Here is a 12,416-nt window from a genome sequence, read left to right on the forward strand (position 1 = left end):
CATCATACAGGTGATAGCGTTATGAGCGACATCGAATGGAATGAGAAGACCTTTTCTAAGTTCGCCTACCTCGGCGACCCGGGGATAAGGGGCAGCTTTGTCGCCTACACTCTTACGAAGGCAAATCTCGACGACGACAAGTATGAGAACACAATAGTCGTTGAGAACCTCGAAACCGGGGCTAGGCGCTTCGTCGAGAACGCCTCGATGCCCAGAATTTCTCCAGACGGCAAAAAACTCGCCTTCATGAGGCCCAACGAGGAGAAGAAGGCAAGTGAGATATGGGTCGCTGACCTTCAGACTCTCAGCGCCAAGAAAGTTCTCACAGCCAAAAACGTCCGCTCAGTCCAGTGGAACGACGATTCTAGGAGACTGCTTGTCGTCGGCTTCAAGAGGCGTGATGATGAGGACTTCGTCTTTGACGATGATGTCCCGGCGTGGTTCGACGGCATGGGCTTCTTCGACGGTGAGAAGACAACCTTCTGGATACTCGACACGGAGAGCGAGGAGGTCATAGAGAGCTTTGAAAAACCCCGCTTCAGTTCCGGCCTTTGGCACGGCGATTCCATAGTGGTCAACGTCCCGCACCGCGAGGGTTCAAAGCCGGCCCTCTTCAAGTTCTGGGACATCTACCTGTGGAAGGACGGGGAAGAGGAGAAGCTCTTCGAGCGCGTTTCCTTTGTGGCGGTTGATTCCGATGGGAAGGTTATCCTCCTCCGCGGAAAGAGGGAGAAGAGGTTCATGAGCGAGCACGACTGGCTCTACCTCTGGGATGGAGAGCTTAGGCCCGTTTACGAGGGGCCGCTCAACACCGGACAGGCCAAGCTCGACGGAGGAAAGGTCTACTTCACGCTCGCGAATGCAGGAAGGGTGAACCTATACCTCTGGGACGGCGATGTTAAGCAGATAACGGCCGGCGACCACTGGGTGATGGGCTTCGACGTTCACGACGGAAGGGTCGTTGCCTTAATCGAAACCGCAACGAGGCTGAGGGAGCTTTACATTTACGACGGCGAGCTTAGACAGCTGACCGACTACAACGGGCCTATCTTCGCCAAGCTGAAGACCTTCGAGCCGAGGCACTTCCGCTTCAAGAGCATTGACCTAGAGATAGACGGCTGGTACATCAAGCCCGAGCTGAAGGAAGAGGAGAAGGCCCCGGTGATAGTCTTCGTCCACGGTGGGCCTAAGGGAATGTACGGCCATTACTTCAAGTACGAGATGCAGTTGATGGCGAGCAAAGGCTACTACGTTGTCTTCGTGAATCCACGCGGCAGCAACGGCTATGACGAGGACTTTGCCCTCAGGGTTCTTGAGAGAACAGGTTTAGAAGACTTCCAGGACATAATGAACGGCATCGAGGAGTTCTTCAAGCTCGAGCCGCAGGCAGACCGCGAGAGGGTTGGAATAACGGGCATAAGCTACGGCGGCTTCATGACCAACTGGGCCTTAACGCAGAGCGACCTCTTTAAGGCAGGGATAAGCGAGAACGGAATAAGCTACTGGCTCACCAGTCATGCGTTCTCTGACATAGGCCTCTGGTACGACGTGGAGGTGATAGGCCCGAACCCGCTGGAGAACGAGAACTACAGAAAGCTAAGCCCGCTTTTCTACGCGAAGAACGTTAAGGCTCCGATCCTGCTCATCCACAGCCTTGAGGACTACCGCTGCCCGCTCGACCAGAGCCTCATGTTCTACCACGTTCTCAGGGACATGGGGAAGGAAGCCTACATCGCGATATTCAGGCGTGGTGCTCATGGCCACAGTATCCGCGGCAAGCCAAAGCACCGCTCAAAGCGCTACAAGCTTTTCATTGAGTTCTTTGAGAGAAAGCTGAAGAGATATGAGGAAGGTTTTGACGTCGAGAAGATACTGGATGGAAAAAAGGAGTGAGGATGGCCGTCGATAATAGGCTTTGCGATAGCGATAGCCAGGAGCTTCAAGCTCAGAAGGGAGATAGCCCAGTTCATGGATTGCTACACGAATCTGGAGGCTTTCGAGGAGTTGGAGGAAGTCGGGGGCATCTAATCCCTTTCCTTTTCCGGTTTTCTCGCAACAACTCCGAGCGCTTTCTCAACCTTTTTGACTCCAGCAAAACCGACCTTCCTTAGACGTTCCATAACCCCTTTCTGGAGGTCTTTTTTCCTGTACCTCTTTCCGGGATTGCCAACGTAGTGGAAGAGCCTCCCCCCGGGCTTTAGAATCCTGAACAGCTTATGGTAAAACTCTTCTGAATACAAATGACCGGCTAGAGAGAAGCGGGGAGGGTCGTGAATGATTGCATCAAAACTTTCGTCCCTGAACTTCTTAACGACTTCGAACGCGTCTCCCTGGATCACCTGTATTTTTCCCCCACTGAACAGTTCTCTGCTCCAGGGGTTTATCCTGGCGAGCTCCATAACGTTGGGGTCCTTCTCAATCGTTATTACGTAGGCTCCCCTCTTTGAGGCTTCGATGGCGGTATAGCCGAGCCCCATGCATGTGTCCAGAATAGTTTCCCCTTCCTTTGGCTTTACTGAGTCAACTTTGTTCCTCGTATCCTGGAGGGGATTTACGTCCTTCGTTCTGTGCATTCTTATCCCATTTATCTCTATCGTCGGAGGAATCGTGGGTACTAGCTTGTAGAAGCCATTTTCTCCTGCTATTGCGGCCTTGTAAACTTCTCCCCGGGAAACGAAATAAACAGTTTTGCTGTCCTTTGCGATCTTTTTTATTATGTCCCACTCAACCAAACTTCCGTCGGGGAAAATAACCCCCTGCTCCGTTGTTTTAACTTCCTGAGTCCTGTTGGTTTTTCTGAGGTCAAGGTTAAGCTTTACAATCCCCTTTGAGCTGAGAAGAATCCACGCTTCCCTGAACGTTAGGTAGTAGGCTTCCTGCATGGTATCCACTGAGGGGTGCACGTTAAAAATGCTTCGCTATTTTGGCTCAAGAATGTTTCCTTCTTCGTCTGTATTAATTGACTTGAGTATTTTTATCTCCCCTCTCTCGTTTATGCGTAGGACCCGTGTAAAGCACTCCTCCAGGAGTGCAAGGTATTTTCTGTTAGCAATTTCGAAGTTAACAAAGTAAAAAGTGGTTCTGCTTGGATCTCCAAGGAATCCTGCTGCTGTATTTGCAAGGTAGAGGATGAAGGAGGGCTTGTTGTCCTGTAGGGGGATTACTCTCTCGGGGTTAATGATAAACGTCGTTACGCCTTTGTTCTCATGGTAGTATCTGGTCAGCTTCGAGAGGAAACGCGTCATGAATATCCCCGGATCTTCGTGAGGATCGACTTCTAGTATCTTTTTGCCCCATTCAGAGGTCCCTCCTGCCTTTACCCTGTCCAGCTTTTCAAGTGGGACGTCCAAGTTTGCTGCCTTTAGCTGACGGAATACTGGTAGGGCTGAGTCCAATACATCGATTACTAGGATGTTTTTCCATTCTTTTTCCTGTCCAATGAGATAGAACAAAAGTGGATAAAGAGATACTGCGGAGTGCTCTATCAGAACGCTTTCTCCAGGAGTTATCGTCTTTATATACTCGCTGAACTTCATTCGACCCAACCCCACGGCGACTTTACTACCTCAAGGGTATCCCTCTTCAGGCGAAGTACGTAGTCACTGTCCTGCTCTAGGCTCTTTGTGAGGTAATCACTAGCCACGGACACGTTGAGGAAGATAACGTCCCTGAGGTCTTCGCTTTTCAGATATCTGCGGTTTATCCTTTCGAAGTACCTTTCAAGCTTGGGAGGATCGTCGAGGAAATTGAACACGAACTTCTCCATTCCAAGGACAATCGTGTGTTTTCTGCTTTCCTTTGGAACCTTTCTGGCTACCTGGGCGTACTTTGCCATATGATACTCAAAGTCCTCTATCTCGGAGACCTCTCCAATTACTCTGCCGAGTCTCAGCTTTCCAAGCTCTTTTATCACGGGTATATCGTCTATCCCTACAGTCTCTCCTTCGAACTCGAGTTGTTTCACGAAGATGTTTAGTGTTTCTCCTATGTCCACTATCATTGGTCTGATCCCCATTTTCCTCCAGAATTCCAGGACTTCCCTGAACACAACCTCCGGGTGGTCTAGGGAGGAATACTCGATTAGAACTATTCCACCGAACCTTTCGACTTTTTTCAAAACGTCCCTTATCATAACCCTCTCCTGATCTCTAATTTTAGTCTTTGGGTCTTTTATCTTTTTCTCCTCGAAAACCTTTCTTCAAGAAGGTAATGAGACTTTATATATGCTAAGAGGTATACAAAAAAGTTTATTTATTGCCCTGTTGTATGTCAATAGGAGGTATTGTCATGGATTTGTCTTCACAGGAGAGAATATCCACCGGCGTCAAGGGTCTGGACGATCTCATCGAAGGCGGTCTCGTAAGGGGTAAAGTTTACTTGGTTACAGGCCCTCCCGGAAGTGGAAAAACAACCCTGGGAATGCACTTTCTCATGGAGGGTGCAAAGAACGGTGAAACCGTGGCCTACGCTTCCCTTGTTCACAACCCGGATGACGTTGTCAAGGACATGACACGTTTTGATCCCTCCATAAGGTTCTACGTGGGCTCGAAGAAGCTCTTACTCTTTGATCTGGGTCCGGTTCTGTGGAGAGAGTCCTCTCATGTTCCAACATGGAAAAGCGTTCTTTTCAGGCTTAGGGAGATAGCTGAGGAGAATAAGGTTTCAAGGCTCGTTATAGATCCTGTTACTGCTATAGAGTTTTCCATCGGTAATCCTGCCGAAAAGAGAGCTGAACTAGCCCGTTTTGTTAGAGGCCTTGAGGATATGGAGGTTACAACACTCCTCATAGCCGAGATGACGGATCTCAATAGGTACACTGAGGAGCACTATCTGGTTAGCGGAGTAATAATGCTCCACTACTTCCTTTCGGGCGGGAAGATGGTCAGGGGTCTTCAGATACTCAAGATGAGACGAACCAGACACGGAAACGGCATCTACCTAGCTGAATTTACAAATAAGGGTCTTGTCGTTTATCCGGATAAGAGTCCTTTAATAAAGTGAGCTACTGGTTTGATCTGTGGATTCTGTCTCTGATATTTCTCTTTTGAGTGCCCCCGGTACTTCTTGGTTTCTAATATTCCTCATCAGTAATCTCGACGGCGGATCTCGGCCTGTCCGTTATGACCTTGTAAACTTTAATGTAGCCTGCCTTTTCAAGGACTTTGAGGTGGGAATCGAGGTTGCCCGGTGTTATTTCCAGAACCTTCTGGAGGTCTTTAAAGGGCCCCCTTCCCCTAGGCAGCAGATAGATCGTAATGGCCAGCCTCGTCGGATTTCCGAGGACGTGGTTCTTTGTTAGCTCCCTGATGGCTTCCATGCCATCACCGTTCGATTGTTCTGAAGGCGGAGGAGAGGTACCAGAGGACTGTCGCCGAGAAGCCCAACGCGACGAGAAAGCCCGCCCAGGCTATTGCCCCGCTCTCCATCCCCATGGCCAGGTGTATTCCCAGCGCAGGCGGCAGAAAAGGCCGGGACTATCTCACACTCTGCCTCCTCATAGCGGGCGAACACCAGCCACATTCCGAATATTGAGACCGTTATATGGGTTGGGAAGCCCACCGCCAGGCTGGCATCTAGAATAACGCCGAGGTTTATCCTTGGAACGATGACCCACCCAAGACAGTGCCCGCTGTCCACGAGAGCACCATGAGTATCGTGCCAGTTTTCAATACCTCCACTTCCCTTCCGGTAACTTTCCCACGCCTCTTGAACCTCTTCCAGACCCTTCTCGTGAACGTCATAGCTATAGCGAAAGCCACTGGCCAGTAGATTAAGTTAAAGCGCCAGCTTACCTCAAACAGTCCCAGTATTACGTAGTAGAAGAGCATTACGGAGATCCACGCCCCGAAGTTCCTGGCACCGTACATCTTTCCGACCGCTATCAGCTTCCCCTCAATCCTCTCAAGCACGTCCTTGAGTTCCTTTACCTCTTCCATTCCCATCACTAATTTAGGATAGAGTCTTCCCCTATTTATAGCGTAGAGTTTCTCTGAAATTCAGAGAACGTCCTGTAGTTGGGGAATGTGTAGAGCGCTTTGGAGAGCTTCTTTGGTGGAGAAGGAGCCTGATGAGGACAAACAGCCAAGACAAAAGCCCTCACGAATTTAGACATGCTCAATCACTCGTTGGAATAACTTTGGGGATTAAAGTTAAATACTCTTGGCGTTTATAGTACTTAAGGTGGTATAGCATGGAAGTCCTGAGTACCGGGATCCCCGTTCTCGATGAGGCCCTTGGTGGGGGCTTACTCGAAGACAGCAACCTTCTCATAATTTACGACACCTACTCCAATGGCTGGGCGCTTGCCTTTGAAATCCTGAGAAACAGAATCACGGAGGGCGACTTTGGGGTCATCTTAGACTCTGTTCTCCCCCTCACCCCCTTGAAGATGGAGCTTGGAATGCTGAACTTCGACGTTGAAAAGGAGGGAAGGGCTGGGAACCTGGCAATAGTGGATGTATTCTCCTCTTTTCACAAACTGGACTACGGTGAGGATTACGTTTACACCGACTCCACACTGGATTCCGCGACTTTTCTCCCCAAATACCTCCACCTCTACCGCAGGATTCTGGAGGAAAGGATCCATGAGAGAAGGCCCATAGGGATAGACGTAACAGTAGATGGTCTGGCATTCCTTCTTGGAGAGGAGAGTACTATCAAACTTTTCCAGAGCCTGATGGCGCTGAAAGAGAAGGCAAGAATGGAGGAGAAAAGGAAACGACCGATTAATATTCTTCTTCTTAATAGGGGGAGGGCATCAGATAAGCTGGTATCGTGGATAGCGCTCTACAGCCAGTACGTTATCGAGTTCTGCTCCTCCTCGGATTCTATCAAGGAGACGATGATCCTAAGGAAATCCACTCTCCCGGAGTTCAAGCCTAGAGAAGGCGGCTACCGCTTCCGGATAGAGAACGGGCGGGTTATAATCGAATAACTAGCCCCCTGCCCTTGAACGCATGAGGAACTCCATAAAGCGCTTTATCTCCTTTTGATCTCCTCGTATCAGAACCCGGTTGAGGGGTATGCCGTTCCTCTCAGTTCTTCCCAGGAGTGTCAGGCTAACCTTTGCCCCGCTCCTCTCCCGGATTTCGTTGAGTTCTTTTAGTGGAATTGGAGTTTCGATGATTCTCAACGGAAAACCCTCTCTTCACTCCACCCTAAAGGTCAGCCCCTTCTCCCTCGCCTTCCTCTCGACCTGGAGGCGGAACTGGCAGGCCTTGCATATCTCCCCGGTTGTCGGCTGGCCGCATATCTTACAGCGGTTGAGCTCGCTCGTCTTCTTCGTGTAGGTCTTTGCTATAAGAGGGAAGAGCTTGTCGTAGCTCCTCAGAATTTGGTACTTCGTTCCCGGGTGCCTCTCCTCCATCTCGTTGAGCCAGTCCCTTATCTCGGCCCTGAATGCCTCAACAGCGTAGGGGCACTCGCTTAAATCGACTTCAATGTTGTTCAGGACAGCATACAGAACAATCTCCTTTTCGGGAATCTCACGGAGGGGCTTAATTCTCGGGACCAGCTCAGGATGAATCTCCTCGTAGTAGGGGCCGGTTCTCCCGAGTCTCGCTATATCGCCCCTCAGAATGTTCATGAGGAACATTTGGACTTCATCGTCGAGGTTGTGTCCAACTGCCAGCTTATCGGCTTCAACGTCTTTGGCCGCGTAGTTAAGGAGCCAGCGCCTCCAGACGCCGCAGTAGGAGCAAGCTCCAACGCGTTCGCCTCTCTCGAAGCTCCCCATTACCTCAACGGTCTCGTCGAGGGTGAAGCCGATGTATTCCTTGAAAGAATAAATTCTGTGCTCTATTCCCAGTTTCTTCGCGTTTCTCTTCGCTATCTCGACGCTTGCCGGCCTGTAGCCGGCTATGCCCTCGTCAATTGTTATAGCAACCAGCTCGAAGGGGAACTTCTCGCGGAGCTTGGCTAATAGGTGCATCAGAACGACGCTGTCCTTTCCACCAGAAACGCCAGCGGCTATCCTCTCGCCCTTCTCTATGAGACGGTATTTTTTCACCGTTTCCTTGAACTTCTTTTCAACCATCTCGTTGAAGTGCTTGTGGCAGTAGTACCTACCAGTGTAGCGTGCGTGATAAACCGCCGGCCTTCCGCACTTCGAGCACTTCATTACCTCACCGCACCAACTTCAGGAAAATCGTTTAAAACTATTTGTCTAAATATAATGTTTGGGGATGTTTATGTTTGGAGAAAAAATAATTCCGACCGGAATACCTGAGTTCGATTCCCTCCTCGGCGGAGGGCTCTTGGATGATAGTACTCTCCTCATAGTCTACGGTACTCACTCTTTTGGCTGGGCCCTGGGAGTTGAAGTTTTTAAAAGGCTTATCTCCAGCGGAGGCTTTGGTATAGCAACCAATTACTCTTTTCCGGCCCTCTTACTGGAGCGCTATTCTAACACCGTTGGTTATGACGTTTTTAAAGATGGCCTCGAAGGAAAGCTGGCTATAATAGACGTCTTTGGTAGCCTAAACGAGCTGACCTCCTCCTCGCCGTAAACGGCGAGGGTTCCAATGAGTTAACCCTCGCCAAGCTCGGGGAAGTTTGAGGGGCTTCATCAAAGCCCAACAAAGATGGGCTTTTCAGCCCCTCTGGCCGAGTCTTCGGCCAATTACCCCTCCTCTGAGCGTAAAACTCGCCCAGACTCGGGGTTATCGTTTTTACCGCTTTTTTCAAAATATTAAAAGCACCAACCAAGTCAGCGTTAAACACAAGCCCCGTCGCGGGACACTTAAATAACCCACGAACAAACCTCGCCCCCTCGTGAGGCTTCCCGCAGACCGGGCAAAGCTTGGAAGTAAAAGCTTCATCAACAACCACAACACTAATACCATACTCTTCCGAGACTTCCTTGAGACGCTTAATAACATAATTAAACCGCCAGACGTGAGAGAGGAGGAAATTCTGCCTTTTGCCCTTATCCGAGTTCCTGCTGATCCCCTTCGGGTAACCGACGACAATCTTCGAAACTCCGAGGCGGTAGAGCCTTTCAACAGTCTGCCTTACCGCCGTGTTGATGTAGTGTTTGGCTTGGAGCTTGGCCTTAGCGTGCAGTCTTTTCAGTTTTCTGCTCGTTTTAGCCCCGCTCTTGTTGAGTTTTGACTGATATTCGGCAATTCTCTTCTGCCAGTAAAAGGCTATGGCTTTCAATGGTCTGCCGTTCACGAGAAAGCTTTCCCCGTTTTCAACGTAAACGGCCATCAGGTTGTTCACTCCCAAGTCAATGCCTGCCGAAAGGTTGTCCAAGGGCCGTCTCGGGACTTCAACCCACTCGCCGTTGATTAGCTTCTCCTCGACGGTAAAGCTAACGTGAGCGTACCACTTCCGTTTCACGTCATCATAAGTTATCTCTAAGCGTCCTTGCTTCCCTTTCAAGTGTATTCTGCCTTTAAACTGGACTTCGAGTCGCTTGAATCTCCCGAGGCCTTTGAGAATTAGTTTGTTCCCTTCAATTTTGTATTGGTCGTTTCTGAGGACAATTAAGCCGGCTTCCTTAGTGTAGGAGGGCGGTTTTGGTTTGAGCCAGTCGGGGAGTTCTCCGTTCCGCTTTTTTCGGAGGAGTGAGAAGAAGGCCCTCCAGCTTTCAGCGTTTTTTCTGGCTATTTGTTGGACTGTTGCGGAGCCGATTTCAGTCTTAAACTCTTCATAGGCTATCTTTTCAGTTTTGTTGAAGTCCACGGGCTTGCCCTCAAAGAATTCCTGCCTGCGGAGGTAGTTTACTCGGTTCCAGACTTTAGCTCCAATGTCAGCTAACTCGAAAAGGATTTTCTCTTGAGCTTTTGAGGGTTGGAGTTTAAGGGTTACTGCCCGCTTCATCTCAAAGTATGGTATTATTCTTAAGCCTTAAAATAGTTTTGCTTTCCCGCTTAATGGCTTTTGGGCGGTTTACTGCATCCCGCCCTAAAGGGCGAGGCCTTCAGGAGAAAAAAAGTAACCGAGAGACCAGGCCTTGAGATTATGATCCTAAGGAAGTCCCTCTTACCTGAGTTCACCCCCTCGGAGGCGGAGTTCAGGTACTCCCGTGGAAAATTTGAGATAAAGCCCTGATCAGTTTCTGATTTAACGGACTAGGTTCATTATGGCCGGCCAGAGGTTCAGGGCAAGCAGTACGAGGCCTACTCCAATTGTGACGTACCTCGCTGGTTTTGCTATCTTCTCTGGCAAATACCCCTTGAGCAGGTCGTCGAGCATTCTTCCGCCGTCTAATGGAACCAGGGGGAAGAGGTTCATCAGGCCGATGCCCAGGTCAAGGACGTAGATCCAGTACAGTGCAAAGAAGACCGGGAACACTATCCTGTCGTAGCCTATCTTTGAAACGTAGTGCGGAACTGGATAGATGCCTATAAACCCTTTCTCTGGATCATCCGGGTGCTTTCCAAGTTCTATCTGGAACGTTTTTTGCTCCCCATCTCTCAGCACGGTTAGAGTTATGATCTCTCCGGGTTTCGTCGAGTTCATTATCCTTATGAAGTCATCCATTGTGGTTACCGTCTGCCCGTTTATCGCCTTTATCACGTCGCCTTTCATGAGCAAGCCGCTGGCAGGTCCGTTGTCTATTACTCCAGCTATCTCCACCCCTGCCGGCTGGAAAAGGGGAGTTATTGCGAAGTTTATCAGGAGAAGGGCTATTAGGGCGGTTATTACGTTGGCGAGTGATCCGGCGCCGTAAACCCTAAGCCTCGTCCTTAGGGGGGCCTTCTTCAGTTCTTCCTCGTCGGGTTCAACAAAGGCTCCAGGAATGATAAAGAGCAGAACCAGACCGACGGATTTCAACGGCAGCCCATCGGCCCTGGCAACGACTCCATGGCTGAGCTCGTGAACCACCATAACAACGATCAGCCCTATGAGTCCGTACCAGAGCGGTATTGTCAGGCCGGGTATTACGAGCTGAACCCCCGCCTGTTTCCCTCCGGCTTGCAGGGCTCTTATGGCTGTTTTAAAGAGGGCATAGAACACGTAGGCCATTCCTAAGAAGCCCAGCACAATTCCAACGTCCCCGTACACCTTCCAGAACTTCCTTGCCCGCGACGCGGTTCTATCGATGAACCCGAGCAACCGCTTGGTTCTCCACATGGCGACGAATAGATCTACCTCTAACCCTTCCTCCTTTTCGATTGGCTCTCCCGTTAGGGGGTCGACTTCTCTCTTCCCGGAGAGCCCGTAGAGAACCGCCCAGAATGCCAAGACTGCCCCTGCTCCTATTATGAGGCCCGGTGAAACCATGAGCATCTCCCCGTTCTCTTTGTCCCCCTCTCTATGGGCAGTCCCAACTTATAAACCTGCCGACTTCCGGATCACCCCACGACCTCAACGTTCAGCTTTAGGCTCTGTATCGTCCCGTTTATTGCCTCGAGTATCAGTTTTTTCGCCTCTGTTTCGGCGTAGTTCCCATCCGGTGGCGCAGGTGGGAGCTCTGGAGGCTGGTCTTTGAAGAGGAGGAACCAGACCTGCCACCTGCCGGGTTTATCGATCTTGAAGGTGTAGTTCGTTTCGAACTGCGGCGTCCAGTTGCCCTCGATATCTACTGGAACGTGGGGTAGTGTTACGTTGAACCAGCCGGGCATCGGGTATATCTCGTGGATTATTGTAGTGTTCGTGCTGTTGTCCCATGTCAGGTTAACCAGCCAGATCTGGACGTAGTAGGTGACGTTTCTGCCCTCGTGGTTGACTATTCCGATTATGACTTTGCCTTCCTGGCCGGCTCTCAATTTTGTTGGATAATCGGCTGCCTTCCCTTCCGGCCCGAGGATGTAGAACTCCGTGAACTTCTCCCCCTGTTTCGGGTGGCTTATTACGTACGCGAGGGCTCCGATGGAGGCTATTATCGAGACTATCAGGATGACGGTGAGGGCCTTGTCTAGCCTGCTCGATTCCTCCCATTCGAGATCTTTCTTTATCCTCTCAAGGGTTATCCACGGTATCCAGGGTTCTACCGCCTTCTCCCTTCTGTAGATGGCTATAGCGGCAAACGCAATGTTGAAGAGGGTCAGGCTGACGAGGATTGGCGTCAGCCTTATTCCCCAGGGGGTGAAGTTCAGGCCGAGGCCTATCAGCGGAACTATCGCTATGCTCAGCCCGAAGCTCAGGGCCAGCCTCTCAAGGTTGTCCAGTTCCTTTTTCTCCGGGAAAAGGGCCGTTATAAAAACGTAGCCCGGGAAGAAGAGGACGAAGGCCAGGCCGAGGGCTTTTCTCAGAATGCTTTCCGGAGCGTAGGCTATAAGGAAGTCGAGGAGAAGCGAAAGCAGTATCACGGTTATTAGATCCCAGTGCTTTCTGACGCCGGTGAGCCCTTCCATTCGACCACCGGTGAGAGTATCCCTGGCTCTTAAAATGTTTTTGCAGGGAGCGAAACCCATTTAACCTCCGGGCGCGAAAAGTCTGTAGTATCACCCGGAGGGATATGCCCC

At 50.4% G+C, this 12,416-nt stretch carries 15 protein-coding genes; 5 read left to right on the top strand and 10 right to left on the bottom strand.

Going from position 1 to position 12,416, the window contains the following annotated elements:
- Positions 1-21 precede the first annotated feature (21 nt).
- A complete protein-coding gene (locus A3K92_RS09205) occupies positions 22-1,893 on the top strand; it encodes an alpha/beta hydrolase family protein (protein WP_088885972.1) in 1,872 nt (623 codons plus the stop codon).
- 131 nt (positions 1,894-2,024) lie between these two features.
- Here A3K92_RS09205 and A3K92_RS09210 read toward each other — a convergent pair whose 3' ends face one another.
- The 3 genes from A3K92_RS09210 to A3K92_RS09220 are packed head-to-tail and all read right to left on the bottom strand — an operon-like array spanning position 2,025 to position 4,132.
- The gene (locus A3K92_RS09210; RefSeq protein ID WP_088885973.1) at positions 2,025-2,882 is read right to left on the bottom strand and encodes a class I SAM-dependent methyltransferase; all 858 of its coding nucleotides are present in this window, start codon (positions 2,880-2,882) and stop codon (positions 2,025-2,027) included.
- 36 nt (positions 2,883-2,918) lie between these two features.
- Complete coding sequence (locus A3K92_RS09215) at positions 2,919-3,536, bottom strand: DUF257 family protein (RefSeq protein ID WP_088885974.1); 618 nt, start codon at positions 3,534-3,536, stop codon at positions 2,919-2,921.
- Positions 3,533-4,132, bottom strand: a complete 600-nt coding sequence (locus A3K92_RS09220; RefSeq protein WP_088885975.1) for a DUF257 family protein — start codon at positions 4,130-4,132, stop codon at positions 3,533-3,535. The genes A3K92_RS09215 and A3K92_RS09220 overlap by 4 nt, the downstream gene beginning before the upstream one ends.
- A gap of 134 nt (positions 4,133-4,266) precedes the next feature.
- Here A3K92_RS09220 and A3K92_RS09225 point away from each other — a divergent pair, with 134 nt between their 5' ends.
- Positions 4,267-5,001, top strand: coding sequence for an RAD55 family ATPase (locus tag A3K92_RS09225; protein ID WP_232460875.1), 735 nt, complete (start codon positions 4,267-4,269; stop codon positions 4,999-5,001).
- 70 nt (positions 5,002-5,071) lie between these two features.
- On the opposite strand, the gene A3K92_RS09230 is transcribed toward A3K92_RS09225, so the two are convergent.
- Together A3K92_RS09230 and A3K92_RS09660 are read right to left on the bottom strand one after the other, a co-directional pair.
- Entirely contained in the window at positions 5,072-5,317 is a 246-nt protein-coding gene (locus A3K92_RS09230) for a transcriptional regulator (protein WP_088885977.1), read from the bottom strand.
- 274 nt (positions 5,318-5,591) lie between these two features.
- Complete coding sequence (locus tag A3K92_RS09660) at positions 5,592-5,942, bottom strand: hypothetical protein (protein WP_232460876.1); 351 nt, start codon at positions 5,940-5,942, stop codon at positions 5,592-5,594.
- 248 nt (positions 5,943-6,190) lie between these two features.
- Here A3K92_RS09660 and A3K92_RS09240 point away from each other — a divergent pair, with 248 nt between their 5' ends.
- The gene (locus A3K92_RS09240; protein ID WP_088885978.1) at positions 6,191-6,934 is read left to right on the top strand and encodes a hypothetical protein; all 744 of its coding nucleotides are present in this window, start codon (positions 6,191-6,193) and stop codon (positions 6,932-6,934) included.
- Here the strand turns inward: A3K92_RS09240 and A3K92_RS09245 are convergent, their stop codons facing one another.
- Positions 6,935-7,132, bottom strand: coding sequence for a TIGR04140 family protein (locus A3K92_RS09245; protein ID WP_088885979.1), 198 nt, complete (start codon positions 7,130-7,132; stop codon positions 6,935-6,937). It abuts the gene before it with no gap.
- Positions 7,133-7,147: 15 nt separating this feature from the next.
- Complete coding sequence (locus A3K92_RS09250) at positions 7,148-8,119, bottom strand: TIGR00269 family protein (protein WP_088885980.1); 972 nt, start codon at positions 8,117-8,119, stop codon at positions 7,148-7,150.
- A gap of 58 nt (positions 8,120-8,177) precedes the next feature.
- Between A3K92_RS09250 and A3K92_RS09255 the strand changes: the two genes are divergently transcribed.
- Positions 8,178-8,507, top strand: a complete 330-nt coding sequence (locus A3K92_RS09255) for a DEAD/DEAH box helicase family protein (protein WP_157722459.1) — start codon at positions 8,178-8,180, stop codon at positions 8,505-8,507.
- Here the strand turns inward: A3K92_RS09255 and A3K92_RS09260 are convergent.
- The gene (locus A3K92_RS09260) at positions 8,455-9,825 is read right to left on the bottom strand and encodes an RNA-guided endonuclease InsQ/TnpB family protein (RefSeq protein ID WP_232460877.1); all 1,371 of its coding nucleotides are present in this window, start codon (positions 9,823-9,825) and stop codon (positions 8,455-8,457) included. The two genes, A3K92_RS09255 and A3K92_RS09260, sit on opposite strands and share 53 nt — an antisense overlap.
- A 60-nt stretch (positions 9,826-9,885) precedes the next feature.
- Between A3K92_RS09260 and A3K92_RS09435 the strand changes: the two genes are divergently transcribed.
- Positions 9,886-10,056, top strand: coding sequence for a hypothetical protein (locus A3K92_RS09435; protein WP_157722460.1), 171 nt, complete (start codon positions 9,886-9,888; stop codon positions 10,054-10,056).
- Between the two features lie 12 nt (positions 10,057-10,068).
- Here A3K92_RS09435 and A3K92_RS09265 read toward each other — a convergent pair whose 3' ends face one another.
- Positions 10,069-11,232, bottom strand: coding sequence for a site-2 protease family protein (locus A3K92_RS09265; protein ID WP_088885982.1), 1,164 nt, complete (start codon positions 11,230-11,232; stop codon positions 10,069-10,071).
- A 71-nt stretch (positions 11,233-11,303) separates the two neighbouring features.
- Positions 11,304-12,305: a DUF1616 domain-containing protein gene (locus tag A3K92_RS09270; RefSeq protein ID WP_088885983.1), complete on the bottom strand. Its 1,002-nt coding sequence runs from the start codon at positions 12,303-12,305 to the stop codon at positions 11,304-11,306.
- Positions 12,306-12,416: the final 111 nt, after the last annotated feature.

The sequence above is a fragment of the Thermococcus gorgonarius genome (assembly GCF_002214385.1).
Taxonomy (GTDB): Archaea; Methanobacteriota_B; Thermococci; order Thermococcales; family Thermococcaceae; genus Thermococcus; species Thermococcus gorgonarius.